Here is a 25,829-nt window from a genome sequence, read left to right on the forward strand (position 1 = left end):
TGTTAAATCAACCTCTCATAATATGTTTTCTACTTCTCTAAAAACAGGAATTTTAGCCTTAGGTATGCTCTCATTAGTCGTAATTTCTTGCAAAAATACCCAATCAGTAATTTCTTCGGAAAAAACTCCACTTTCGGTGGATTTTGAAAAATATCAACTTGATAATGGACTTCAGGTAATTCTGCACCAAGATAAAAGTGACCCTATTATCGCTCTTGCTATTCAGTATGGAGTGGGATCTAATCGTGAAGTTACCGGAAGAACAGGATTTGCCCACCTATTCGAACACATGCTTTTCCAGGAATCGGAAAATGTACCACAGGATCAATTTTTCAAAATTATACAGGATGCGGGTGGAACTTTAAATGGCGGTACTTGGAAAGATGGAACGGTATATTACGAGGTCGTTCCCAAAAATGCGATGGAAACCGTAATGTGGTTGGAAAGTGACAGGATGGGATTTTTAATAAATACCGTTACCCAAGCCGCATTTGCCAACCAACAGGAAGTGGTCCAGAACGAAAAACGTCAGCGTGTGGATAACAATCCTTATGGCCACACCGGTTATGTAATCGATAAAAATATTTATCCCGAAGGGCATCCATATAATTGGCAAGTAATTGGCGAGTTGGAGGATTTACAGAATGCGACTGTAGAAGATGTAAAGGAGTTTTATGATCGGTTTTATGGTCCCAATAATGCTACTTTAGTATTGGCTGGGGATTTCGAAACGGCCGATGCCAAGAAAATGATCGAGAAATATTTTGGCGAAATTAAACGACGTCAAGAAGTTAAACCATTGACTCCACAGCGCGTTACCCTATCAGAAACCAAAAGATTATATCACGAAGATAATTTCGCTACGGCTCCACAATTAACTATGGTGTGGCCCACCTTGGAGCAATATACCGATGATGCCTACGCTCTGGATGTATTGGGTGAAATTCTTTCCAAAGGAAAAAAAGCCCCTTTATATAAAGTACTTGTAAAGGAAAAAGATCTCACCTCAAATACTAGAGCGTATAATAGTTCCAAAGAACTTGCGGGAGATTTCAGAATCTCAATTACTGCCAATAATGGAGTAGACCTTGATGCCATTGAAGCAGGAATTACTGAAGCGTTTGCACGTTTTGAAAAAGATGGCGTATCCGATAGAGATATAGAACGCGTAAAAGCAGGTCTTGAAACCCAATTTTATAATGGAATCAGTAGCGTACTCGGGAAATCCTTCCAATTGGCAAGTTATAATGTATTTACGGGTGATCCTGGATATATAACTAAGGATATTGAGAATATTAAAAAGGTCAGCAAAGAAGATGTAATGCGGGTTTACAACAAATATATCAAAGGAAAATCTTATGTAATGACCAGTTTTGTACCAAAAGGACAAATCGAGCTGATTGCCGAAAATTCCGAAAAAGCTAAGGTGGTAGAGGAGGAGATTACAGAGAATGTTGATTTGGATGAGGCAGAAGAGGTAACTGAAATTGTAAAAACACCTTCTAATTTTGATCGTTCCACTCCTCCAGTCGTAGGAGATTCGCCAGAGCTGAGTATTCCTGAAATCTGGACCAAAACACTTGACAACGGAATGAAAGTTTCAGGAATTCATCAAGATAAAATTCCGGTTGCCACTTTTAGCTTAGTGATTGAAGGTGGACATCTACTGGATAATATGCAGAAAAACGGAGTGGCCAATTTGATGAGTGACATTCTTATGGAAGGAACCGCCAATAAAACTCCTGAAGAATTGGAAGAAGAAATTGAACTTTTGGGCGCCAGTATCAATATGTACACTACTCGTGAGTCTATCGTTATCCGAGGAAATACCTTAACTCGAAATCTGCAAAAAACATTGGATTTGGTTACCGAAATTCTCTTGGAACCACGTTGGGATGAAGAGGAATTAACCCGTTTAAAAACCAAGACCATTAACCAAATTGAGCGTTCGGATGCTAATCCGAATGCTGTGGCAAATAGAGTTTACAATAGAATTTTATACGGCGATGACCATATCTTCAGTTATCCCACTTCTGGAACGGCCGAATCCGTAAAGTCAATTACTATGCAGGATTTAAAAAACTTTTACAACTCTAATTTTTCGCCATCAGTGAGTACATTTCAGATTGTAGGAAAAATAGATAAAGATGAAGTAATAAAAGATTTAAGGACTTTAGAAGAGCGTTGGAAAGCAAAAAATGTAACTATTCCAGAATTTCCAATTCCCAGTTCTCGTGATAAATCCTCTTTGTACTTTGTGGATATTCCCAATGCAAAGCAATCCGTTATTAATATTGGATATATTTCAATACCAAGAACCGATAAGGATTTTTATCCTGTGGAAGTGATGAATTATAAGCTTGGAGGCTCCTTTTCTGGAAATGTAAATCTTATTCTTCGTGAAGAGAAAGGATATACTTATGGTGCTCGTACCAGTTTTAGTGGCAGTAAACTTCCGGGAACATTTACTGCTTCATCCAGTGTGCGTACAAACACTACTGGAGAATCTGTGAAGATATTTAGAGATGAAATTACCAATTACAAAAATGGAATTTCAGCCGAAGATCTTGAGTTTACCAAAAATGCCTTAATAAAATCAAATGCACGTCGATTTGAAACACAAGCTTCGTTGTTAGGGATGCTTCAGCAGATTAATCAATATGATCTTCCAGATAACTACATTGAAAACGAGGAAAAAATTGTCCGAAATATGAACTTGCAAGAGCATAAAGTTTTGGCAAATAAATATTTGGATGCATCCAAAATGGCATATGTTATTGTAGGTGATGCCGAAACTCAATATGAACAATTTAAGGATATGGGCTTCGACGAAGTAAAATTAGTTGATAAAAATGGAGATGAAGTTAACCCTGAAAATTTGAAAAAATAGTTTTATAGAATTTTGTAAGTGATTATGAAGATTTAGGGATTATTTTAATAACACTTTCATTTTATCGGCCTTTGGAGAGGTCGGAACTGCCTTTTCCTGGCAGTTTCGGGATAGAACGAAAAAAGGGAACCCCATGCGCTTCCCTTTTTTCATTTTTATTAATTGCTACCTTTGCTTGAAAGGGAAATTTTCAAACATTTTCTAGAAGGAAATATGTAATTGGAGATAGTTCGCTTTCCAAAATATATTCAATGAAAGTTTTAATAATTGAGGACGATCCTACATTAAACAAAAATATTGGAGATGCCCTTGCGGCAGAAAATATTATTTCTGAAAGTGTCTTCGACGGACAATTGGCAGAAAGAATTTTGCGGAAATCCGATTTTGATTGTATTATAATGGATATCAATCTTCCAGGAAAAACGGGTTACGAATTATGTACGGATTTCAGAAAATTCAACACCGAAACTCCTGTTTTGATGCTCACTGCCTTTAGTGAATTGGAAGATAAAGTCAAGGGTTTTGATTGCGGCGCAGATGATTACCTTACCAAACCATTCTTTATGCGCGAATTGATTTTGCGTATTAATTCCCTCGTAAAACGTAGTAGAAGAGATAATTCCGGTTCAACGCAAAATGCAACGATAATTGCTGATGATATCATAATCCATCCCGCACAAAAGACGGTATTTAGACAAGGAAACGAAATTTCCTTAACTCCTCGGGAATATCAAATTCTCGTCAAACTTTGTCAGAATAAAGGTGAAGTAATTTCAAAAGGGGATCTTATTGCCGAAATATGGGGCAGTTCCTTCGATACCAACACCAATACGGTAGAAGTTTATATCAATTTTTTGCGCAATAAAGTTGACAAACCTTTTGGCAAAAACAGCATCAAGACCAAAGTAGGATATGGTTATTATTTTGAATCAGAATGAAGATAAGGGATAAGATTCTTATTTACTTTTCCAGCACAGTGATAATTTTGTCCGCAATATCATTGACGCTCATCTACATTCTGTTTTCTGAGTATCGGGAAGAGGAATTCCAGCAACAGCAAAACGAAAAAATTAAATACACAGTTGGACTGGTTACGGAGTTTAAACAAATGAGTGAGGAACTGGCATTGCTGCTAGATGCCCAAGACATCCATGATTTTTATGATGAAAAACTGCTCATATATAATGGCCAAAAGGAACTTATTTTTTCCAGTTTGGATTCTCTTCCCATCTTCCAGACAGATAAAATCCTCAACGGACTTTCCCCTTCCCAACGCTGGATTGAAACCAAAGAGGGTGATTACGATCTTATTGGGGTTTATGTAGAAAGCAGGGGAAAAACATATTATGGCGTCAGTAAAGCGCTAGATGCTTACGGTTATTCAAAAATGTATTTTCTTCGGAATGTGCTCATTGCCATTTTTGCGGCCATTTCCATAATTGTCACCTTGGTGGCATTGTATCTTTCAAACAAAATTTCAAAACCAATTACCCGTCTTGCAGAAAATTTAAAGAAATATGATTTGGTAAGTGAAAATTCCACTTTGTTAAAACCGGATACTTCTTCATTTGAACTGCAACATCTTACCGAAAGATTTAATGAGCTCTTACAGCGAACCAATGAAGCTTTTGCTTTTCAGAAAAATGCTATTAACCATATTTCACATGAACTGAAAACGCCCGTAGCTGTTTTGGTTTCCGAACTCGAAAAAACAGAATCTTATAGCAATATTGATAACCTAAGACCGGTGCTGGATAGTTTGGTCATCAAGGCAAAATCACTCGGTGAAATCATCAATGTTTTTCTTGAAATCTCCAAAATAGAATCAGGGCAGCAGATCCAAAAATCTGAAGTGCGAATAGATGAATTGCTATTTGATATTATTGAAGAGCTTAAAATGGTTTATCCTGACTTTCATTTTGAGTTGAATTATTTTCCAAGTGAATTCAATGAGAGTCAACTTGTAATTAAAATGAACAGAATGCTGGTAAAACAGGCATTTCAGAATTTACTTGTAAATTGTATAAGTTATGGAAGTGAGAAGGAGGCAAAGATTAAAATTGATTGTTCATTCTCAAATAAATTGAAAATTGAAATAGCCAATACTGGAAAAACAGTTGCTCCTGAAGAGAAGGAACATTTGTTTCAGCATTCTTTTAGGGGGAAAAATAGTGAAGGCAAAATTGGTTTTGGTTTGGGATTGGTACTTGCAAAAAGAATAATGGACTTTCATTTTGCCAAGATCAAATATTCCAATCCCGAGAAAGATTTGAACGTTTTCCAGGTTATATTTTATCTTGATAAATACCTTTAAGGTTTTCTTTTTTTCCAAAAATTAAAATTGACCTAATACTGACTCCCCTTCGGTGCCAATACTCTAATTTTAATAAATAGATTTCTTCAAATAACAATTAAGTTTTGAAAAAATGCGCGCCTATAATTTCTTTATAATTGTTTTGCTCTGCCTCTTTATCCTTTTGGTGGATACAGCGGCGTATTATTGGCTGCAATCAATTCTGGAATTAATTCCCTATCCGTTTTTTGTTACTCTAATAAAAATCCTTTTTTGGGTTTTTACTTTTGCACTTATAATCGCCATCCTGTCTTTAAAATTAAGTCTCAGTTATATCGATCCCTCCCGTCGACAACGCCTTATTTCTTCAATGTATGGATTGACGGTATCCTCCTTTATTCCTAAAATTATTTTTGTAATCGTAATTAGCACCCTTTACTATTCCAATTATGTCTTTTCCGAAGATGACTCACTGATTTGGATTCCTATTGCGGGGTTGATAGCGGGATTTTTACCTTTTTTTGTCATTGTTTACGCTACACTTAAAGGACTTTATCGTTTCAAGGTTTATAATATAAATCTTCAAAATGAACAATTGAAGGGTGTGCGAATTGTTCAAATCTCCGATCTTCATTTGGGCAGTTTTCGGTCGCAGTACAAAGTATTCGATAGAGCGATTAAAATGATAAATGATCTTGAGCCCGATTTAATATTTTTCACCGGCGACCTTGTCAACAACTATGCTTGGGAACTTAAAGGCTGGGAAGAGAGTTTTAAAAAGCTTAGAGCCAAACAAGGAAAGTTTTCCATTCTGGGAAACCACGACTATGGAGATTACAGTACTTGGGAAAACGAAACGGACAAGGAAAAAAACTTTGAAGCAATAAAAGATTTTCAGACTCGGATTGGTTTTAGGTTATTGTTGAATGAGTCCGAAATCGTGATTGTCAATTCCAATGAAGTGGCGATAATTGGCGTAGAAAATTGGGGAAAACCACCCTTTAATCAATATGGCGATCTAGAAAAAGCCTTAAAGACGGTTAGGGAGATTCCCTCAAAAATTCTTTTAAGCCACGATCCCAGTCACTGGAAGGAAGAAGTTCTCAGCCATCCCGATATTTTCCTCACTCTTTCGGGTCATACACACGGAATGCAGGCCGGATTTTCGGTCGGTGGAAAACAATGGAGCCCGATTAAATATAAATACAAGGAATGGGCTGGGCTTTATGAACAAAGAGGTCAATATCTTTACGTTAATCGTGGTTTAGGTTGGATGGGTTTTCCGGGCAGATTTGGAATGAGACCTGAAATAACCTGTATAGATTTTGAATGATATCGTCTAATTCTAAATATTGCTTTATCTGAAATTTTTCTCTTCCTGAGAATAATACGTTTCGGTGGATAGAGTTGTTTAATTAGATTACTTTTGTTATTTTTGATTAAATTTGTGTATTGCCTGCCATCGATATAATACTAGGAGTAAAGATCGAAATATTTTCGGGAGATCATCCGCCGCCACATATTCATGCATCTTGTAGCGGAGAAGAGGTGTTAATAATAATAAGCGATAGCAAAGTTTATGCAGGTACCATGAAAAAGAGTAAACTATCGATAGCCATGGGTTATGTGAAAGAAAACAGGGAAAATTTGTTGGCTATTTTCAATGCTTTAAATGTGAATTTAAAATGAGACAAATTAATAGAATATTAAAAATCACGAACGTCAATTTTCCTGAAATTAGCTTTATAACCAATTCGGGAGAGCATAGGATGTTGAATTTAAAAAATCATTTTGAAAAGTTAGAGCTAAAAAGAGATGATTTTGGTTACAACGTTATTGCCGATAGAGAAGTGTTCAATAATGTTAATCTGGTGGATAATGCATTAACCTGGAAAGAAATTGTCAAAGTAGTACCATTGCCTAATGGAGAGATATTTAATGCCTATTTTCAATTGGATCCGATTTTAACAATTGAGAATTCAATAAATGACGAATCGATTGTTGGAAAAATCAATTTGGGTGAGCAATTAAAAGATATAAGAAAAAGCCTAAACTTAAGTCAGGAAGAATTGGGAAAAAGGGTAGGGTCCAATAAACAATATATTTCGAAACTGGAGAACAATAAAACAGATCCTGAATTTAAAACTCTTAAAAAAATATTTGAGGTCGGTTTAAATAAAAATATTTTTATTGCGCATTACGGTGAGGAGGATGACAATATTTTGGAAAGTTTGTCAAATTCCTTCTTTAAGCAAAAATTCTTGACCTGGGCTGAAGGGAAAAAGGGCGATTTAGAATTGATAGAAGGATTCAGTGAGGAGATAAAATTACTTTTTATTAAAAATAATATAAGAACCACCTATGAAATGTCAGTTCTCAACCTAGCTGAATTAACCAGCATTATTGGGGATACTGAAATTGATTATAAGTATGATTTTCCTGATTCATGGATCACCCAAGCCAGATTTATTTATTTTTCAGATTGGCTCAATGCGGTAAAATTGCAGAGAAGTTTATCCGCCAATATATCAGATTCAATATCCTCAAAAATTGAGAAAATTGCAAAAAGAGATTTAATGGAAGATATTTTTATCATTGATTAATTTTTGATGCAGTTTCTGAAGGATTGCCTTTGTTGAATTTTATCTAGATGTACCACTTAAAAATAGATTTTCGTGTATTCGTGGTAATATTTCAAATGAAAAAGCAAGCCATAATTAAAAAATCAGCACTTTCCTTTTAAACAAACTCATCATTTCAATTCCTTTTAAAACTCATTTAAAGTTTTATCCCTACTTCCTTAAGCACAAATTAATCCACTTTAAGGTCTTTTTAAGGTCGTTGCCCGCATTTTTGCCGTTCACAATATTAGAGCAATTATGGGCATTTCAAGATGCGTGGTATTATTTTTAACGCTAATCTTTTTACACTTTCCTCTTTTCGGTCAGGATACCTTACAGATCAATAGGGAGCAAGCAGAAACTATATTTCTCAAGGAGAATCTACTGCTGCTGGCGGAAAAACTTCAAATAAACCAAGCAGAGGCAATGGTAATCCAAGCGGGACTATGGCCAAATCCAACGTTAAGTATAGATGATGTAAATCTTTGGTCTACTAAAGGTCAGCGCGAAATACTGGCCGAGGAGTTACCATGGTCCCGTGAAAATGCTTTTGGGAAAAACCAGCAATTTTCCGTTTCCTTGGAACAATTGATTCAAACTGCCGGGAAAAGGAAGAAGTTGATCGCTTTGGAAGAAGTATCTGTAGAAAAATCCAAACAATACTTTAAAGATCTGCTTCGCACCTTAAAACTCGAGTTTCGAAACTTGCTTACCGAACTGCAGTATTTACAGCTGAAAAGTGCTGTTTATGAAAATCAAATCCATTCGGTTAAAAGACTTACGCAATCCTACCGCAAACAAGTGGATGACGGGCACATAGCAAAGGGGGAATATATCCGTCTAAAAGCCTTGGAACTGGAACTTCTACAAAGCGTAAAAGAATTAAAAAACGAAAAAAATAAGGTAGAAAAGGAATTAAAACTACTCATGCATTTGCCGGCTGCAATCAATTTAAAAATTACCCCAGAGAAATATTCCAAAGTGGTGAGTGATTCATTGAAAATAGAGAATCTTTTAGAAACTGCACTTGAATCGAGACCCGATTATAAGCTTGCCGGTATGGAGGAGAGCTTTTACCAAAACCTTTACAAATTCGAAAGGGCCCAAGCGGTTCCCGATCTCAATTTTAAAGTTGGCTATGATCGTGGAGGTGGAGTTTATTACGATTTTGTGGGATTTGGACTTAGCATGGACCTTCCTTTTTTTAATAGAAATCAGGGAAATATTAAAAGTGCCAAAATCGGAATTGAGCATTCCAAAATACTGCTTCAACAGAAAGAGTTGGATCTAGAAAATGAAATTTTCCTGGCCTACCAAAATTTAAATGCCGCTATTGAATTCCTTTCACAGATTGAACCTGATTATGAAAGCACTTTGGATACGCTCTTGGAAAATTATACCAAAAATTTCCGAAGTCGGAATATGAGTCTTCTGGAGTATCTCGATTTCTTAGAAGCTTATTTGGAGAACAAAGAGATTATTCTTGAAGCAGGAAAAGAGGTTAACGAACGTGCGGAGGAATTGAATTATGCCGTAGGAACAGATGTCATTAATTAAGAAATTTAAAAGAAAGAAATGAAAATAACACAAAAACTTACCGTAGCCGCTCTTTTGGTTTTCACTCTAACGGGCTGCGGAAATGATTCCGAAGAATTTGAATTTGAAAATCAGAATTATTGTTTGGACGAAAAATTTAAAGATAAGGTCGCTATTCAAACCGTAACGCTCCAGCCCGTAACCGAAGGAATACATTTAACGGGATCTGTGGAAACCAATCCAGATAAAGTAGTCCACTTTGTAAGCTTGGTCGGCGGAATTATCTCCAAAACCTATTTTTCCTTGGGGGATAAGGTTTCCAAAGGACAGTTGTTGGCAGAATTGCAGAGTACTGAATTAAGCGGACTTGAATCTGAGTTAAAAAATTTAAATGCCCAGATTCAGGTTTCGGAAAAGAGATTACAGTCAGCACAATCGATGTTTCAGGATGGAATCGCCTCCGAAGCAGATTTAATGCAGGCCCAAACTGAATTGGATATTCACAAGTCCGAAAGACAGAAAATTATTTCAAACTTAAATATTTATAGCGCCAGTACGGAGCGTGGGGTCTTTCAGATAAAAGCACCCGTTTCAGGAATAATTACTTCAAAATCCATTGCCTCCGGAACCCAGATAACAGCAGAAGGAGAACCTCTTTTTACAATATCCGATCTACGTGAAGTTTGGATAATGGTAGATATCTACGCTACCAATGTTCAAAATATAGACAGCGGAATGGATGTAAACATCAATACGCTTTCCTATCCCGATACGGAGTTTAAAGGAAAAATTGATGCTGTATCCCAAGTTTTGGACAGCGATGCCAAAGTTGTAAAAGCCCGCGTGGTAATGGAAAATACAGATTTAAAGTTAAAACCTGGAATGTTGGTGGATGTAGTCGCCCTCCGGGATAGAGATATGGAAGCCATTGGAATTCCAACCGAGGCCTTGGTGTTTGACGACAACCAAAACTTTGTTATAGTCCATAAAAGCGATTGTGATATGAAAATCAAAAAGGTCGAAATTTTATTTTCAAATAATGGTCTCACCTTTTTGAAAAGTGGTTTAGAGGAAAATGAAAACATTATTACCAAAAACCCACTGCTCATTTATGAACAAATAAATAATTAATTGAAATGCAGAAATTTGTTCAAGGAATTGTAGCCTTTTCATTAAAGAATTCAGTCATAGTATTTTTCCTGACTTTCCTTCTGCTCATTGCAGGGATTGTCAGTTATGTACATACTCCCATTGAGGCCTTTCCAGATGTTACCAATACTCGGGCACGAATTATTACCCAATGGCCCGGACGTAGTGCAGAGGAGGTGGAAAAATTTGTTACCCTTCCATTGATGAAGGAAATGAACACCATTCCCAAAAAAGCGGAAGTACGTTCTATTTCTCTTTTTGGCCTTTCTGTGGTAACGGTAATTTTTGGAGATGATGTGGAGGATTTTTATGCGCAACAATATGCTGCAAATAGACTTCAAGGCGTTAATCTTCCTGAAGGAACAGATGCTTCCATCGAACCTCCTTATGGGGCCACAGGTGAAATTTTTAGATATATTTTAAAAAGTAGCCGACCGATCAAGGAACTTACTGCTATCCAAGATTGGGTTATTGAGCGGGAGTTGGTTTCTGTTTCAGGTGTGGCGGACGTGGTAAGTTTTGGTGGTGAGGAAAAAATCTATGAAATAAAGATTAATCCAACTGAACTTGCCAATTATAACCTTTCTCCCTTAGAAATCTTTGAGGCTGTTTCAAAAAGTAATATTAATGTTGGTGGAGATGTTATTGAAAGGGGAAGCCAAGCCTATGTAGTTCGCGGCGTTGGTCTTTTGGAAAGCGTTGAGGACATTGAGAATATTCTTATTGAAGTTCGGGGAACAACTCCTATCCTTGTGAAGCATGTGGCGGAAGTTGAAATTTCTGCGAAACCACGTTTGGGGATGGTCGGTCTACAAAATGACGAAGATGTTGTACAGGGAATTGTGGTAATGCTTAGAGGTGAAAATCCAGCAGATGTTATTGCAAGATTAAAGGAAAAAATAGCAGACCTAAATGAGCGGATATTACCTAAAGATGTAAAAATTGAACCTTTTATTGATCGTACAGAGCTTGTTGATGCTACTGTAAATACAGTGACCTACAATATAATTGAAGGGATAATTCTTGTTTCGGTCATCGTTTTTATATTTCTGTTTAATTGGCGGACTACCGTAATCGTTGCCTCCGTTATTCCACTTTCATTTCTTTTCGCGCTGGTAATGCTACGAATTCAAGGACTGCCGGCCAATTTGATTTCCATGGGAGCAATTGATTTTGGATTACTTCTGGAAGGGACTTTGGTAATTGTGGAAACGGTATTTGTTGCCATGGAACGAAAAGCGAAGCAATTGGGAATGGAGAAGTTCAACCGCATTAGTAAAATGGGATTGATAAAGAAAAGCGCGGGGAGTGTTGCCACCTATATTGTTTTTGCCCAGATAATTTTAATCGTTGCACTATTGCCTATTTTCTCCTTTCAGAAGGTTGAAGGCAAAATGTTTTCACCTTTGGCATTTACTTTAGGCTACGCTCTTTTGGGATCATTGATTTTGAGTATTACTTATGTTCCAGCATTGTGTAAAGTAATGTTGAAGAAGAATATTACGGAAAAGGAAAATTTCATATCCCGATTTTTTAAGAATAACCTGTTCAAGCTTTTCCTGTGGAGCAATAGACAGCGGAGAATAACATTGATTGGTTTTGCTGCAATCTTGGCAATTTGTACCGGAAGTTTTATGTTCTATGGTTCTGAATTTATTCCCAAACTCAATGAAGGCGCACTGTATGTTCGAGCCACTTTGCCAAATAGTGTAAACATTGAGGAATCCACACGTTTGGCTCAGGAAATGAAAGCTCAAATTAGGGAATTTGAAGAGGTGAAATTTGTTTTGAATCAAGTGGGCAGACCTAATGACGGGACCGATCCTACAGGATTTTTTAATATTGAATTTCATATTGAACTTTATCCCGAAAAAGAATGGAAACGAAAAATAAACAAGGAAGATTTGGTAGAAGAAATCCGAGGAGCTTTACAAACCTATCCGGGAATTGTTTTTGGTTTTAGCCAGCCTATTCAGGATAATGTGGAAGAATACGTGGCGGGAGTAAAAAGTTCGTTGGTAGTAAAAATTTTTGGTGATGATCTTTTTGAACTCGAAGGTTATGCCGATGAAGTAGCCGATGCAATCAGGGATATCGAAGGAATTGAGGATTTGAATGTTTACCGAAATATCGGTTTGCCTGAACTCCGAATTCAATTGCACGACAATAAAATGGCGCGTTATGGAGTGGCAATGGCAGATGCACAAGCTGTAGTTGAAATGGCGATAGGAGGAAGGGCAGCAACTTCTTTTTATGAAGGAGAACGCATGTTTGATGTAAGGATCCGCTTTGAAAAGGAATATCGCGACACAGATGAAAAAATAGGGGAAATTCTAATTCCTACTGGTGGCGGTCAAAAGGTTCCTCTTAAAGAGATTTCAACAATTTCTTACCTTACGGGTCCTACATTTATTTACCGGGAAGGAGGTAGTAGATATATCGCTGTTGGATTTAGTATTGAAGGTCGTGATTTGGGAAGTACCATTGCCGAAGCAAAGAAAAAAGTAGCTGAAAAAGTTTCGCTACCTTCAAAAAATAAAATGATTTGGGCTGGAGAATTTGAAAGCAAGGAGCGCGCGAGCAAGCAATTGGCTGTAATTGTTCCCGCGGTTTTGTTACTGATTTTATTCCTGCTCTATTTCAATTTTGGAACCGTAAAAGATACATTGATTGCCGCAAGTACAATTCCCTACGCCTTTATCGGCGGATTTATTTCTCTGTGGATCACCCAGACAATTTTTGGAATTTCTGCCGGAATCGGATTTATCATTCTCTTTGGAGTGAACACCATTAACAGTATTATCCTTATCGCGGTAATGAAAGAAAATATGCGCAAAATGAACTTACGTGATGCCATCTCCAACGGAGTTCACAGTAGAATCCGACCCATAGTAATGATTGCTTTAATGGGCTCAATGGGCTTGCTTCCCGCAGCTCTTTCAACTGGAATGGGATCAGAAATCCAAAAACCACTGGCAATTATGATTGTGGGAGGTCTTTTGATTTGTATGATACTTTCCCTTACCGTTCTCCCTCAAGTTTTTTATTGGGCTTATCGAAGAGCAGATCATAAGAAGATTGTTAAATAATATTATTACGAAAACTTTAAAATGGGAAAATTAGCTATAAATTTTTATTCGGTTTTACCGTATTTGAAATTTATAAACAGATTTTAGTATTCATTAATAGGTAACTTTATATTTGATGCTGGAAAAATCATAATCGAACAAGTTTATAAAATGAAGAAAGAAGGGAAAGAAAATTTTGGGTTCAACAGTTTGAAATTCGTTCCCAAGGCATATACCAGCATAGCTTTCTTTCTTCTTTTAGGAGCAGTCTTATTCCTTTTTTGGGGAAGGAAATCCGAAAGTTTTCGATCGGATTTTCTCCTGGAAGTAATGCCGGAGTTTTATCAGCATATTTCCAATTTTACCATAAGCTATCTACTTTATGCAGGAATCGGCTATTTCTGGTTGATGATGGGAATTAGGTTTAAATATATAATCTTCTTCGGAATTGCATTCGTATTGGCGAATTTCATCTATGAACTATTCATTCCAATATTAAACACACCCGATATAATTGATGCCTATTTTGGATTCGCCGGAACAATTCTCGGTTTTTTCTTTTTATTTTTTGTGAAGAAATATGGGTTGGTGATAAATGCAAAACTAAAATAAGATACAATCAAATTATAAGGTTAAATCGGGTAACCAGAAAACCAAACCTGACAGGTCTCAAAGGCCTGTCAGGTTTACTCACGGTGTTGCGAATTAAAAAGCTCGCCATAGCTCGGTAGAAAAAACCGAGCTATGGCGAGCGAAGGTGGAGCCGGGGAGATTCGAACTCCCGTCCAAACAAGCAATTATAATGCTTTCTACATGCTTAGTTTTCATTTGGATTTTCGTGAGATTGCCGGTCGAAAACTACCAACGCACTCCTTATCTTCATTTGGGCTTCACAAGTGCATCAAAGCCCTACACTTGCTAGGTTTACTTTTACGAAGCCACTATATCAACCGCCGCAAACCAAGGCCGTTGAGTGACTTCCTGCTTGCCCACCTTGTGGGCCGAGGCACATCCTACTATGATTCGGATTATGCAGCTAGGGCGTAGTTATTCTCGCCGTTTAAAAAGTGTGAAATATGATATTTACGAGCTATATCCCAGCGCTCGGCATGCTTACAATACAATTAGACCCGCTGTCAAAACCAGTCGGCCCCTTTCTTCAGTGATCAGTGTTCAGTATTCGGTGTGCAGTATTCAGCACGCATTGATAAATAATAATTATTCAATAATCAATCTAACCTCTAACCTCTAACCTCTGAACGAGATGCAAAAATACAAAAAATACCTATCTTTGCGCCCGCATAATCATTCAAAAATTATACCATATGCCCATAACTTTTGCTATCATCAAAGAAAGAAAGAATCCACCAGATCGTCGGGTGGTTTTCTCACCTAAAAAATGTCAAGAAGTTATCAAAAAATATCCGCAAGCAAGGATAATTGTTGAATCTTCCGATATTCGTATTTTTCCTGATGATGCATATAGAGAGGCTGGTTTTGAGGTTTTGCAGGATATTTCGGAGGCTGATGTTATGCTGGGAGTCAAAGAAGTACCGATAGATGCCCTAATTCCCAATAAAAAATATTTTTTCTTTAGCCATACCATCAAAAAGCAACCGTACAATAGAAGACTTCTACAGGCAATCCTCGAAGAAAACATTGTATTGTTTGATCACGAAGCAATTGTAAATGAAAACAAACGCCGCTTAATTGGCTTCGGTCATTATGCGGGATTAGTTGGTGCCTATAATGGGTTTAGAGCTTTGGGACTTCGTGATGGTTTATTTGAACTTCCAAAGGTTGAAAATCTTCCAGATCTTATTACAGTAAAAAAGGAGTTGGATAAAATCGAGATTCCACCGATAAAAATTCTGTTATCCGGTTCAGGAAAAGTAACCGCGGGAGCAAAGGAGATTTTGGATCATTTAGGAATAAAGGAAATTTCGACACAAGAATATCTTTCCCAGCAAAAATTTGAAAGGCCCGTTTATTGTGTAATTCGAGTTGCAGATTACAATAAACGAAAAGATGGTGGTCCTTTTGATAAAACTGAATTCTATAACGATCCATCTGAATATGAATCTGATTTTTTTAAATATGCCAAAACCAGCGATATGTTTATTGCAGGGCACTTTTATGGGGATGGAGCTCCTTACTTAATATCTAGGGATGATGCAAAACGGGCAGATTTCCAAATTAATTTAATTGCGGATATTTCTTGTGATGTAAATGGGCCAGTTGCAAGTACCTTAAGAGCTTCTACCATAGCCAAGCCTTTTTATGGATATGAGCCCCAAGCAGAAAATGAAACTGAATTTGATGCCGCAAACGCCATTACTGTTATGGCAGTGGACAATTTGCCTTGCGAATTACCGCGTGATGCCAGTCAAGGGTTTGGTGATATGTTTTTGGAAAATGTTATTCCCGCTTTTTTTGATGGAGATAAAAATGGAGTTTTGGAGCGGTCAAAAATTACTACTTCCGATGGTAAATTGACCCGCAGATTTTCTTATCTACAGCATTATGTTGATGCAAATAAGACAGAAGTTTAAAGTATAATAATAATGCCTCTTAAAGGTAGATTATAAACGGTTTTTTCCTTATCACCCACTAAATCTTTCGAAGTTCGATAGGTTCACCGTTCTGGATCTTTATTAGGGAGGTGAAAAATTGTTGTAGCGCTTTATATGCTTCGGCCGGAAAAAAGTATTCTTTCAATTTTACATTAAGTCTAATATTTATTTTATTATCCACTTCTTCATAAGCAACGGAGAGCTCTCCATCGTTTCCGGGAAGTTTTATAACTTTACTCTGTGGAAGTTTTACTACCGTGTATTGCTTAGCGAGATCAATGGAAATCAGGTAGTTGTTCTCCAGAGGAAAACCAAAGTGGATGGGATAATTTCTTGAATTTTTTACAAATGGATTTTCAGAAAAATATGTTTCCATCATAAAAGGAAAAAGGAAGAGGGTATTGCCCACAGGTTGTTCATGTAATTCTATGTGATAATTTTCCTTAAAAGGTTGTTCCAGGTTTTTCTCATTTTCAACTTTATAATCTGAAATATTCCAAGATTCATTTTTAGCCTGCTTTCTCTTGAAGGCCTCATCCCTTCCGTAATCATTATAGTTTTTTCTTTTCTCAACCGAAATATATCCAGTTGAGACCTCATTTATTTCTCCTTCAAATACGCCGGATTCATTAGCGGTAAGAGCCATATTTATATAATGCAAATTTTTTGGAAAAGGCTCAATAGGCTCCCAATAACTTCCTTTATTGAAATCAAGAACCCGCCCTTCCATATTGAGATTTTTAAAAGGCACCACACCAAATGGAGTATTTTTTTCAGTGGCATCCAGAAAATGTTTCTCATTATTTATATTTAAAAATACCATTGCATAATTGAAATCTGAAAGAACTGGGTAATTATTGGTAGGGATCTGTTGGTTCCTGGTGGCAATCAGCATTATTTTTGCATCCAATCCAGCTGCATTCAGGGCACTGACCAATCCTAAATTAATTTCTGAACTGTTACCTTTCCGTTGCTCAAAGGAATTCTTCACATTGCTATTTGCAAATAGACCATATTTGCCGTTCCAGTTCATTCTTTCCTGGTAATAATAATATATGGTCTTAGCTTTATCCAAAGGATTGTGGAGAGATAAAATAGATTCTGGAAGTTGCTTTTTAAAATAGGAATCGTATTTTAATTGCTGTCCCACATTTTTATCCAGTTTAAGAACTTTGTCTGCATCAGCCCACGTTTCAGTATAGCTTGTTTTTTTTCCTCTAAAGTCTGTGTAACTAATCAATTCATATTTAATTCTGGCGATATAGTTTTTTTCCGAAAGCATATAGCGCTCTTTAGTTAGAGCCGGAGCATTTTTCATAATATAGGTTGCGGATTCACAGTCGCCCTGGGCCGAATAATCCCGGAGATGAAAACAATTCTTTTTTAGTTCTACTTTATTGGTGTACAATTTCCTATTGCCAAACAAGGTGCGGTTATAGTGCCAATTTCCCAGAATTTCTGTGTGAAATTCAGAATGTATAACAGGCAGTGGGCCTTGAAAGTTCCAGCTGCCCAGGTTGAAGAAATAAGGAGATTCAACTCTGTACGAATATTCGAGTATGCTTCCGTCCTGAATATTGGGAAAGGTGAATTTTTTTAGAGACCAATGCTCTGTCTCATCCGTGTCAAAAATGGCTTCTTTTTTTACATAGGTAGGAATTTTTCCATTAAAGGTGGCTGCCGTTATTTCTGTTATTTTTTCCCGGGAGTCCTTTGTTCGGTAATATGGAATTTCTATAGTAGCATGTTCAAAGTTTTTGGCGTTGAGAACCTTAATTTTTACATAGATTTCTTTGATCAACCTCAAATAATTGTTTACGGCTTCAACTTTATAGTTTCCTCTTTCATACAAAACGACGCCGCTTGCCTCTGGATCCGGAGCATACCTAGTCATTGATATTTCCTCTTTTGAAGGTTTTCCAAAAATTTGGGCTTTACCGTCCTGAAAGGGCAAAACCGAAAGCATCAACAAAATAACAGTCTTTAAGGTGTTTTTGAAATGTGACATCTTATATAAATTTCGATATTTGAAAATATGTAAAATAATTTAAATGGGGTTATCGATATCATATTTCTCTTAGATTCGTGTTTTTTCGGGTTTATTATGGAAGTCATAAAAATGAAAGGAATCCTAATTTCAATTTTTCGGTTATTTTAAACTGAAAATTGAAATTGGATTCCTTTTTTATCTACAATAGATAATCTCGTTTGTAGAAAATGCTCACTAAAAATTACTCCTTATCCTTTTGCTTGATTTTGGTATTGCCGTCATCGTCAGTCTTAATTTTGACCTTTTCGTCTTCGGTTTCCATTTTAATTTTGTCGTCCTTAACTTTAATATCGGCGCCTTTATTTTGCATGTCATCGATTATTTCTTCAGTTTGGGTTTTTTTTGGCTCTGTGTCTCTACAAGAAGAAACGGTTAGAGTAAAAAATCCTGCAAGTAAGGCAATCATTGTTAACTTTCTCATTTTGTTTGTGTTTAATGGTTAGAATTTATTTTGATTTAGTATTTAGTTATTTTTTTGAATCGTGTCGTTTATCCATTCCTTATTTTCTTTTATATGAGATGAATCTTTATTTACCACTTCCTTTATGTCATCCTCTGCGCTTTGCATAAGGTCATCTATATCTTCAACTACATCTTGTTTTGCATCCTGACGGGAGGTTTCACGACAAGAAATAAGTAGTAAACTGGAAAAAAGGATTATAATGAGGATTAATGATAAATATTTCATGTTTAGACCGATTATCACAAAGGTACTTTAATCGATATCGTCAATTTTCTCATCGATTTTATCATTTACCTTTTTGTCGACTTTTTTTGCTGCTCTTTCCAGAACTCCTTCATTATCGGTGGTTTTTTCAATTGTAGTCTTTTCAACCGTTGTGGTATGAACAGGTACTTCCCGTATTACTTCTTTGGTTTCGGTTTTCTTCTCTCGACAAGAACCTAGAAATAGAGTAGCCAGGGAAACAAAAATCAGCAGTTTTTTCATCTTTATCGTTTTAATGGTTGGAACAAACGTAAACGATTTAAAATTGAAAAATGATAATAATATATTAAAGAATGTAAAAATTACATTAAAATTGATCAGTATTTAATAAACTGGTGGCTTATTAACGGATTTATTGGATACTAGAGGAGTGTAATTCCCTCTTTATGACCAATAATATTCAAAATCTAAATTAATTAGAGACCTATAAAGAATTGGAAGAAACATATTCTATTACCTTTTGGGTCGCCCCTGTGTTTTTATTCACGAAATGCCCCGCAATCATTCCTGTTTTTCTACGGAAGTTAGCGTCTTCTACTAATTTGGAAAAAATATCCATAGCCTCTTTGGAATTTGAGACTACAAATAAACCTGCTAAAGATCGCAGTTTATAAGCTTCTGGGAAACCCTCAAAATTTTTCCCTATAATTATGGGAACGCCAAAAGTGGCTGGCTCCAAAATATTATGAAGTCCTGTATTTCCCATGGCTCCGCCTACGTAAGCGATATCGGCATAACTATACAACTTGGTTAAAAGCCCTATGCAGTCTATTACGAGAACTTCATATGCTGAAATATTTACTTTATCTTTTTCGGAATATAGAATAGTTTTCCTTTTGAGCTTGCTCTTAAATCCATCAATTTGAGACCTTTCCATTTTATGAGGTGCTATGATAAATTTTACTTTTTTTGGAGCGGAATTTATATAATCCAAAAGCACGGCTTCATCTTCCGGCCAGGTACTTCCGCAGACAATACATATTGAGTTTCCTTTAAAATCTTCTGCAAAATTTAAGGTATTGTCCATTTCAATCTGATGTGAAACCCTGTCAAAACGAGTGTCGCCGCTAACTGTTATGTTGGTAAAGCCAATATTTTTTAATAGTTCTCGGGATTCCTCATCCTGTAAAAAGAAGTGGTTAAAGGCGGTAAGCGCTTTCCTCATAAAACCTCCATAACTTTGAAAAAACCATTGGTTGGGTCTAAAAACTCCCGAAATTAGGAGGGTCGGGATATCTTTTTGTTGAAGTTCAAACAGGTAATTGGGCCAAAATTCATATTTCACGAAAAAAACTAGTGAAGGATGCGTTATGGAAATAAATTTTCGGGCATTTGAAGGAGTGTCCATTGGTAAATACACTACAACATCGGCCAAAGATGTATTTTTTTTAATCTCGAAACCTGAAGGAGAGAAAAAACTGATTATAATTTTATGGTCGGGTTTCCGTTTTCTAATTTCCTCCATTATGGGGACTCCTTGTTCAAATTCACCCAGAGATGCACAATGGAACCAAACGCTTTTATCGGAGGAGGCTATGTCTGCCTTGAGAATTTCAAAAACATTTTCCCTACCCTTCACAAAGAGTTTCATCTTATTGCTGAACAATCCTACAATTCGCAATCCGAATGAGGTAAGATGGATCAATAAATTATAAAGGATGTGCATAGAAGGCAAAAGTAGCGAATTCACCTATCAAATTTTGAAGTTATGACTGAACACAATTCGAGAATTCAGATAAAATAAACTGTGCGAATGTTTACACATATCCTAAACTGGGTCTAACTGCACCGGATTTCTTTTTATACATAATTCATAACTCATAACTCATAACTGGATGCGATATTGGTTTTTGCATTATTTTTTATTGTTTTAAAAGATATAGAGGTCAAATTTCAATTTCGTAATTTTGCGCCACTTATAATAAACGTAGATGAAAAAGATTCAGATGGTTGACCTTAAGGGTCAGTATAAAAATATAAAACAACAAGTGGATAGTTCTATTATGGATGTAATTGAAACTACCGCTTTTATTAATGGTCCTGAAGTTCACGAGTTTCAAAAGGAACTTGAGGAATATCTAAATGTAAAACACGTGATTCCTTGTGCCAATGGTACAGATGCGTTACAAATTGCTATGATGGGGCTGGGATTAAAACCTGAGGATGAAGTAATCACGGCCGATTTTACTTTTGCAGCAACCGTGGAGGTCATTGCTCTTTTGGGCTTAACTCCTGTTTTGGTCGACGTGGACCCGGTTACCTTTAACATAGATGTGGAGGCCGTTAAAAGAGCGATCACACCAAAAACAAAAGCCATCGTTCCTGTACATTTATTTGGTTTAGCATCAGATATGGACGCGATTATGGCAATAGCCAGGGAACATGATTTATATGTTATTGAGGATAATGCTCAGGGAATTGGTGCGGATTATATTTCGGCAGATGGTTCCAAACAAAAAACTGGAACCATTGGGCACGTTGCGGCAACTTCCTTCTTTCCTTCCAAAAATTTAGGATGTTACGGCGATGGTGGTGCTATTTTTACCAATGATGATGAGCTCGCGCATACAATAAGAGGAATTGTAAATCACGGTATGTATGTACGTTATCACCACGATGTGGTGGGCGTAAACAGTAGATTAGATTCCATACAGGCGGCAGTGTTAAGAGCAAAACTTCCGCATTTGGATGAATATAACAATGCGAGAAAAAAGACGGCAACCAAATATTCCGAAGCTTTTAAGGACATACCGGAGATAGTTACTCCCCAAAATTGTGAGGCGTGTAAGAGTGATAAGTATGAAGATTGTAATTGTCACGTATTCCATCAGTACACTTTAAGATTTAAGAATACAGATCGGGATGCACTGGTAAAATATTTGACCGATAAGGATATTCCTTGCGGAGTTTATTATCCCATTCCCCTGCATCTACAGAAAGCATATAGGGATGAAAGGTATAAGGAAGAAGACTTTGTCGTTACGAACCAATTAGTTAAAGAAGTTCTTTCCCTACCTATGCATACCGAACTTGATGACGAACAGATTAACTATATTGCCAAGTCTGTAATTGAATTTATTAAAGGTTAATTAGGGCTCCGTTTTGATACGGAATAATTATGAAAAAAATATTAGTTACCGGTGGTTTGGGCTACATAGGTTCTCACACCGTTGTCGAATTGCAAAATTCTGGATATCAGGTTATAATAATTGACAATCTCTCGAATTCTTCTATTGATGTTCTCGAGGGAATTACGGATATAACCAAGAATCCTCCCGAGTTTGAGAGATTGGATCTGCGAATTAAATCGGATGTTTCGGAGTTTTTTAAAATAAATCAAGATATAGAAGGTATTATCCATTTTGCGGCCAGTAAAGCTGTAGGAGAAAGTGTTGAAAATCCGCTGCTATATTATGAGAACAATTTAAATACCTTAATTTATCTTCTCCAGGAATGTAAATCATACGATATAAAGAATTTTATTTTCAGTTCTTCGTGTACGGTTTATGGGGAGCCCGATTCCTTACCTATTACTGAGAGCGCGCCTGTGAAGGAACCCACTTCGCCTTATGGTAATACCAAGCAGATAAGCGAGGAAATTTTAAAAGATGTTTGTGCGATATCTTCACTAAAGACAATCGCTTTGCGTTATTTTAATCCGATAGGGGCCCATGATACCGTCAAAATTGGAGAACTTCCTGCTGGGGTACCCCAAAATTTGGTTCCGTTTATTACACAGACCGCAGCTGGAATCCGAGAGCGACTTTCAGTTTTTGGAGATGATTATCCTACCGAGGATGGTAGTTGTATTCGTGATTACATACACGTTGTTGATCTTGCAAAGGCTCATGTTGTTGCGTTGGAACGTTTGCTTTTGGAGAAGAATGAAAGCAATTATGAAGTATTCAACTTGGGTACGGGAAGAGGTAGTTCCGTATTGGAGGTAGTGAATTCTTTTGAGAAAACCACAGGTGAGAAACTTAATTATAAAATTGTAGATCGTCGTCCCGGAGATGTTATTGCTGTTTATGCCGATACCCAGAAAGCAAATGAAGTTTTAGGTTGGAAAGCTGAAAAAACGATGGAGGAAGCACTTGCTTCTGCGTGGAAGTGGGAAAAGAAATTACGCGAGATTGAGTAATTAAGAGTCTCGGTTTCCAACAGAGCCTATATTCAAATTCAACTTCTCCCGAAGCTTCTGGACCAATTTCCCAGGTTTAACCCAGGTTTAACCCAGGTTTAACGCCCTATCTTTGGAAATGGCCATTGTCATTTGTTTCTTTGCACCTGAACCGTACTTATATCTTAATCCGTTAATTAAAAGGGTTTAAGAGAAGTCAAAAAAACAATGATGAATTTAATTTCCGTAAAAAGAAAAACAAAAACAGAAAAGAGATTTACACAACAAATGGGGATGTTTACAGCCAATGTGGTTTACATTCAAAAAACCTTTCTTAAGGTTCCGTTTAAAACCGTCCACAAATACAGAGAAACCTATTATGGTGAGATAAAGGATTGTGCGGACTGTGTTATAAGTGCTTAAATAATTATGAATTCAAAATAAAAACAACTCCGGATGGATTTTAATCATTCGGAGTTTTTTTTAACAGGTTTGATCTACAGCTTCCAAAATTTATCTTCCCAACCATCTTCCGAAAATCCCAGTTTTTGATGGTTGTTTTCCATTTCTTCCCATTGTTGTGGCGTGGCAATTTCGCGGATTTCATTATATAGAACCCGTTCTTCGAATCCAATGTAAGTGCTTAATTCTTCTTCAATCTTATTTAAGACTTTATTCAGTTCGGTGGTTTCAGATAGTAAGCGGCTCAATCTTCTATGATTTGCCAAGGCTCTTTTTACCCTTACGTTATTGATTCCGAGGATAGGGAAGATGTGTTCTTTCTCAATCTCAAAATGAGGATCTAAATAATGCTCCTTAAACCAATCGACATATTTTTTTATCCGTTCCACGGCAATGTCATTTTTAAGACCAAATCTTATCCGCTCGCACAATAGTATCACCTCATTATGTTCTTCGATAATAGGGGTTAAAGCTAAATGCTGTTTTGGATTTTTCTTTTTCATATTTAAAGATACCAATTCTTAAGATTTTATTTGAGACCACCTTTTCGGGAAGTTCCACAAAATAATCTTTGTCAATCTTTCTTGAAATATCAAGCTACTAAAGTTTGTCCAAAAAAGGAAGGCGAGTTAATTTATAATTCGTAATTTTGAATGATTCTAAATAAGAACTAAAAAAAAGAAGATTATGAAATTAGCATCATTAGTAAATGACATCCAATACAATGAAAACCGACCGACAATTCAGGTCTTAATGGAAACCGATGCCGGAAAGGAAATCAGAATAGCTTTTAAGGAAGGACAAGTAATGAAAGAGCACAAAACCCCTTTTCCCATCGTGGTTGAAATTTTTGAGGGATCCATAGAATTTGGAGTGAATGGAGAAACCCATCAATTGAAAAAAGGAGATCTAATTGGTCTTGAAGGTGGCGTGCCTCACGATTTAAAAGCGGTTGAAACCAGCACTGTCCGTTTAAGTTTAAACAAGGCTGATTCGGCCAAAAGAGTAGAGGGAGTCGTAAATCAATAATAATAATGAGCAATAAAACCATAAATACGGAGCAAGGCCACTGGATATTGGCCAAAATGGGTAAGCGAGTATTGCGCCCGGGAGGAAAGGAATTGACCGAAAAACTTGTGGAATGTTTGCACATTACCCATCAAGATGATTTGGTGGAATTTGCTCCGGGTATGGGTTTTACAGCTTCCATGCTATTGTTCAAGAAACCACATTCTTATTCTGGTATCGAACTTAATGAGGAAGCGGCAGAAAATTTGAGAACGAAGATAAATGGAAATCCAGATGCTTGCATTATCAATACTTCCGCAGCCCAAACCGGATTAAAGGATTGTTGTGCAGATAAAGTTTTGGGAGAGGCTATGCTTACCATGCAGGCAGATCATAGAAAATCCGAAATTATCAAGGAAGCTTTCAGGATCCTGAAAAAAGGTGGTCTCTACGGAATTCATGAATTGGGACTGACACCCGACGATATGCCTCAGGAAACAAAAGATGACATTCAGAAAAATCTTTCGCAAACAATTAAGGTAAATGCACGACCACTTACCAAATTTGAGTGGTGTACTTTATTGAAAAACGAAGGTTTTGAAATTAAGGAAGTGTATGCTTCTCCAATGCACCTTCTAAAACCAGCGAGAGTGGTTGCAGATGAAGGCATTTTCCGGACAATGAAAATAGGATTTAACGTGTTGACACATCCTGCTGCCAGAAAGAAAATAATGAAGATGCGTGGAGTTTTTCAAAAGTATGAAAAGCAAATGACGGCTTATGCTATTGTTGCCCAAAAGCCTGCTTAAATTCTCCAAAATCGTTTAAAATGGTTAGAGATTATTTATAACTGATTATAAATTTTTAAAAAACAAAATGAAATGAAAAGAACAGCAAATGCAGAATGGAAAGGATCCTTAAAAGAAGGAACAGGACATATAACTACTCAAAGTAAAGTTCTTAATGATAACGAATATTGCTTTAATTCCCGTTTTGGGGAGGGCAAAGCTACCAATCCTGACGAGTTGCTTGCAGCGGCGCACGCTGGATGTTTCGCAATGGCCTTGAGTTTAATTCTAGGGAAAGAAGGATATACCCCAGATTCTTTAAAGGCAACTTCTGCAGTTACTATGGATGCCGATAAATTGGAACTTACTGGTTCGCACCTAACTCTAAAAGCACGTATTCCTAATATCAGTAAAGATAAGTTTATGGAATGCGCGAATGCAGCCAAAGAAAATTGTCCTGTTAGTAAGGCATTAAGCTTCAAAATTACTCTCGACGCCGAATTATTGTCATAAAATTAATCAGTAGCAAATCTTACATTCGTTG

At 36.7% G+C, this 25,829-nt stretch carries 23 protein-coding genes and 1 other RNA gene; 17 read left to right on the plus strand and 7 right to left on the minus strand.

Features of this window, described 5'->3' with window-relative positions:
* Positions 1-64 precede the first annotated feature (64 nt).
* The 10 genes from EI546_RS15135 to EI546_RS15180 all read left to right on the plus strand — a co-directional run bounded on the left by EI546_RS15135 (position 65) and on the right by EI546_RS15180 (position 14,169).
* Entirely contained in the window at positions 65-2,890 is a 2,826-nt protein-coding gene (locus EI546_RS15135; RefSeq protein ID WP_410198327.1) for a M16 family metallopeptidase, read from the plus strand.
* 251 nt (positions 2,891-3,141) lie between these two features.
* Complete coding sequence (locus tag EI546_RS15140) at positions 3,142-3,828, plus strand: response regulator transcription factor (RefSeq protein ID WP_128251333.1); 687 nt, start codon at positions 3,142-3,144, stop codon at positions 3,826-3,828.
* 47 nt (positions 3,829-3,875) lie between these two features.
* Positions 3,876-5,204 (plus strand): sensor histidine kinase, encoded by a 1,329-nt coding sequence (locus EI546_RS15145; RefSeq protein WP_164905254.1) that lies wholly within the window; start codon positions 3,876-3,878, stop codon positions 5,202-5,204.
* Positions 5,205-5,316: 112 nt separating this feature from the next.
* Positions 5,317-6,516: a metallophosphoesterase gene (locus EI546_RS15150; RefSeq protein WP_128251335.1), complete on the plus strand. Its 1,200-nt coding sequence runs from the start codon at positions 5,317-5,319 to the stop codon at positions 6,514-6,516.
* Positions 6,517-6,635: 119 nt separating this feature from the next.
* Positions 6,636-6,872: a DUF4160 domain-containing protein gene (locus EI546_RS15155; RefSeq protein ID WP_164905255.1), complete on the plus strand. Its 237-nt coding sequence runs from the start codon at positions 6,636-6,638 to the stop codon at positions 6,870-6,872.
* A complete protein-coding gene (locus EI546_RS15160; RefSeq protein WP_128251337.1) occupies positions 6,869-7,786 on the plus strand; it encodes a helix-turn-helix domain-containing protein in 918 nt (305 codons plus the stop codon). The genes EI546_RS15155 and EI546_RS15160 overlap by 4 nt, the downstream gene beginning before the upstream one ends.
* Before the next feature lie 276 nt (positions 7,787-8,062).
* On the plus strand, positions 8,063-9,361 hold the full coding sequence (locus tag EI546_RS15165; protein WP_128251338.1) for a TolC family protein: 1,299 nt from the start codon (positions 8,063-8,065) through the stop codon (positions 9,359-9,361).
* Positions 9,362-9,379: 18 nt separating this feature from the next.
* The gene (locus tag EI546_RS15170; protein WP_128251339.1) at positions 9,380-10,471 is read left to right on the plus strand and encodes an efflux RND transporter periplasmic adaptor subunit; all 1,092 of its coding nucleotides are present in this window, start codon (positions 9,380-9,382) and stop codon (positions 10,469-10,471) included.
* Positions 10,472-10,476: 5 nt separating this feature from the next.
* Positions 10,477-13,578 (plus strand): efflux RND transporter permease subunit, encoded by a 3,102-nt coding sequence (locus tag EI546_RS15175; protein WP_128251340.1) that lies wholly within the window; start codon positions 10,477-10,479, stop codon positions 13,576-13,578.
* Positions 13,579-13,728: 150 nt separating this feature from the next.
* Positions 13,729-14,169, plus strand: a complete 441-nt coding sequence (locus EI546_RS15180) for a hypothetical protein (protein WP_128251341.1) — start codon at positions 13,729-13,731, stop codon at positions 14,167-14,169.
* A gap of 143 nt (positions 14,170-14,312) precedes the next feature.
* On the opposite strand, the gene ssrA is transcribed toward EI546_RS15180, so the two are convergent.
* Positions 14,313-14,711: a transfer-messenger RNA gene (gene ssrA, locus EI546_RS15185) on the minus strand.
* A 177-nt stretch (positions 14,712-14,888) separates the two neighbouring features.
* Here ssrA and EI546_RS15190 point away from each other — a divergent pair.
* Positions 14,889-16,109, plus strand: a complete 1,221-nt coding sequence (locus EI546_RS15190; protein ID WP_128251643.1) for an NAD(P)-dependent oxidoreductase — start codon at positions 14,889-14,891, stop codon at positions 16,107-16,109.
* A 58-nt stretch (positions 16,110-16,167) separates the two neighbouring features.
* On the opposite strand, the gene EI546_RS15195 is transcribed toward EI546_RS15190, so the two are convergent.
* From EI546_RS15195 to EI546_RS15215, 5 genes are all read right to left on the minus strand, one after another.
* Positions 16,168-18,138, minus strand: coding sequence for a transglutaminase domain-containing protein (locus EI546_RS15195; RefSeq protein ID WP_128251342.1), 1,971 nt, complete (start codon positions 18,136-18,138; stop codon positions 16,168-16,170).
* A gap of 223 nt (positions 18,139-18,361) precedes the next feature.
* A complete protein-coding gene (locus EI546_RS15200; RefSeq protein ID WP_128251343.1) occupies positions 18,362-18,601 on the minus strand; it encodes a hypothetical protein in 240 nt (79 codons plus the stop codon).
* A 42-nt stretch (positions 18,602-18,643) separates the two neighbouring features.
* Positions 18,644-18,868, minus strand: coding sequence for a hypothetical protein (locus tag EI546_RS15205; RefSeq protein WP_128251344.1), 225 nt, complete (start codon positions 18,866-18,868; stop codon positions 18,644-18,646).
* A gap of 27 nt (positions 18,869-18,895) precedes the next feature.
* Positions 18,896-19,129, minus strand: a complete 234-nt coding sequence (locus EI546_RS15210) for a hypothetical protein (protein ID WP_128251345.1) — start codon at positions 19,127-19,129, stop codon at positions 18,896-18,898.
* A gap of 202 nt (positions 19,130-19,331) precedes the next feature.
* Entirely contained in the window at positions 19,332-20,597 is a 1,266-nt protein-coding gene (locus tag EI546_RS15215; protein ID WP_317127431.1) for a 3-deoxy-D-manno-octulosonic acid transferase, read from the minus strand.
* Positions 20,598-20,838: 241 nt separating this feature from the next.
* Here EI546_RS15215 and EI546_RS15220 point away from each other — a divergent pair, with 241 nt between their 5' ends.
* The 3 genes from EI546_RS15220 (at position 20,839) to EI546_RS15230 (ending at position 23,450) form a co-directional block, all read left to right on the plus strand.
* The gene (locus EI546_RS15220) at positions 20,839-21,996 is read left to right on the plus strand and encodes a DegT/DnrJ/EryC1/StrS family aminotransferase (RefSeq protein ID WP_128251346.1); all 1,158 of its coding nucleotides are present in this window, start codon (positions 20,839-20,841) and stop codon (positions 21,994-21,996) included.
* 29 nt (positions 21,997-22,025) lie between these two features.
* Positions 22,026-23,048 carry a UDP-glucose 4-epimerase GalE gene (galE, locus tag EI546_RS15225; RefSeq protein ID WP_128251347.1) on the plus strand — a complete coding sequence of 341 codons (1,023 nt, stop codon included), beginning with the start codon at positions 22,026-22,028 and terminating at the stop codon, positions 23,046-23,048.
* 210 nt (positions 23,049-23,258) lie between these two features.
* Positions 23,259-23,450 carry a hypothetical protein gene (locus tag EI546_RS15230; protein ID WP_128251645.1) on the plus strand — a complete coding sequence of 64 codons (192 nt, stop codon included), beginning with the start codon at positions 23,259-23,261 and terminating at the stop codon, positions 23,448-23,450.
* A 74-nt stretch (positions 23,451-23,524) separates the two neighbouring features.
* Here the strand turns inward: EI546_RS15230 and EI546_RS15235 are convergent, their stop codons facing one another.
* On the minus strand, positions 23,525-23,992 hold the full coding sequence (locus EI546_RS15235) for a hemerythrin domain-containing protein (RefSeq protein ID WP_128251348.1): 468 nt from the start codon (positions 23,990-23,992) through the stop codon (positions 23,525-23,527).
* Between the two features lie 184 nt (positions 23,993-24,176).
* Between EI546_RS15235 and EI546_RS15240 the strand changes: the two genes are divergently transcribed.
* From EI546_RS15240 to EI546_RS15250, 3 genes are all read left to right on the plus strand, one after another.
* Entirely contained in the window at positions 24,177-24,518 is a 342-nt protein-coding gene (locus tag EI546_RS15240; RefSeq protein WP_128251349.1) for a cupin domain-containing protein, read from the plus strand.
* 2 nt (positions 24,519-24,520) lie between these two features.
* Positions 24,521-25,306, plus strand: coding sequence for a class I SAM-dependent methyltransferase (locus EI546_RS15245; RefSeq protein ID WP_128251350.1), 786 nt, complete (start codon positions 24,521-24,523; stop codon positions 25,304-25,306).
* Between the two features lie 72 nt (positions 25,307-25,378).
* Positions 25,379-25,798: an OsmC family protein gene (locus tag EI546_RS15250; protein WP_128251351.1), complete on the plus strand. Its 420-nt coding sequence runs from the start codon at positions 25,379-25,381 to the stop codon at positions 25,796-25,798.
* Positions 25,799-25,829: the final 31 nt, after the last annotated feature.

Origin of the sequence: Aequorivita sp. H23M31 (assembly GCF_004022485.1) — a bacterium.
In the GTDB taxonomy this organism is placed as follows: Bacteria; Bacteroidota; Bacteroidia; order Flavobacteriales; family Flavobacteriaceae; genus Aequorivita; species Aequorivita ciconiae.

What these genes read in the sequence shown, in the direction of transcription:
- EI546_RS15230 (WP_128251645.1), top strand. Translation starts at nt 23,259, where the DNA reads ATGAATTTAATTTCCGTAAAAAGAAAAACAAAAACAGAAAAGAGATTT.
- EI546_RS15220 (WP_128251346.1), top strand. Translation starts at nt 20,839, where the DNA reads ATGAAAAAGATTCAGATGGTTGACCTTAAGGGTCAGTATAAAAATATA.
- EI546_RS15150 (WP_128251335.1), top strand. Translation starts at nt 5,317, where the DNA reads ATGCGCGCCTATAATTTCTTTATAATTGTTTTGCTCTGCCTCTTTATC.
- EI546_RS15195 (WP_128251342.1), bottom strand. Translation starts at nt 18,138, where the DNA reads ATGTCACATTTCAAAAACACCTTAAAGACTGTTATTTTGTTGATGCTT.
- EI546_RS15175 (WP_128251340.1), top strand. Translation starts at nt 10,477, where the DNA reads ATGCAGAAATTTGTTCAAGGAATTGTAGCCTTTTCATTAAAGAATTCA.
- EI546_RS15160 (WP_128251337.1), top strand. Translation starts at nt 6,869, where the DNA reads ATGAGACAAATTAATAGAATATTAAAAATCACGAACGTCAATTTTCCT.
- EI546_RS15180 (WP_128251341.1), top strand. Translation starts at nt 13,729, where the DNA reads ATGAAGAAAGAAGGGAAAGAAAATTTTGGGTTCAACAGTTTGAAATTC.
- EI546_RS15170 (WP_128251339.1), top strand. Translation starts at nt 9,380, where the DNA reads ATGAAAATAACACAAAAACTTACCGTAGCCGCTCTTTTGGTTTTCACT.
- EI546_RS15135 (WP_410198327.1), top strand. Translation starts at nt 65, where the DNA reads ATGCTCTCATTAGTCGTAATTTCTTGCAAAAATACCCAATCAGTAATT.
- EI546_RS15200 (WP_128251343.1), bottom strand. Translation starts at nt 18,601, where the DNA reads ATGAGAAAGTTAACAATGATTGCCTTACTTGCAGGATTTTTTACTCTA.
- EI546_RS15235 (WP_128251348.1), bottom strand. Translation starts at nt 23,992, where the DNA reads ATGAAAAAGAAAAATCCAAAACAGCATTTAGCTTTAACCCCTATTATC.
- EI546_RS15240 (WP_128251349.1), top strand. Translation starts at nt 24,177, where the DNA reads ATGAAATTAGCATCATTAGTAAATGACATCCAATACAATGAAAACCGA.
- EI546_RS15210 (WP_128251345.1), bottom strand. Translation starts at nt 19,129, where the DNA reads ATGAAAAAACTGCTGATTTTTGTTTCCCTGGCTACTCTATTTCTAGGT.
- galE (WP_128251347.1), top strand. Translation starts at nt 22,026, where the DNA reads ATGAAAAAAATATTAGTTACCGGTGGTTTGGGCTACATAGGTTCTCAC.
- EI546_RS15250 (WP_128251351.1), top strand. Translation starts at nt 25,379, where the DNA reads ATGAAAAGAACAGCAAATGCAGAATGGAAAGGATCCTTAAAAGAAGGA.
- EI546_RS15205 (WP_128251344.1), bottom strand. Translation starts at nt 18,868, where the DNA reads ATGAAATATTTATCATTAATCCTCATTATAATCCTTTTTTCCAGTTTA.
- EI546_RS15140 (WP_128251333.1), top strand. Translation starts at nt 3,142, where the DNA reads ATGAAAGTTTTAATAATTGAGGACGATCCTACATTAAACAAAAATATT.
- EI546_RS15165 (WP_128251338.1), top strand. Translation starts at nt 8,063, where the DNA reads ATGGGCATTTCAAGATGCGTGGTATTATTTTTAACGCTAATCTTTTTA.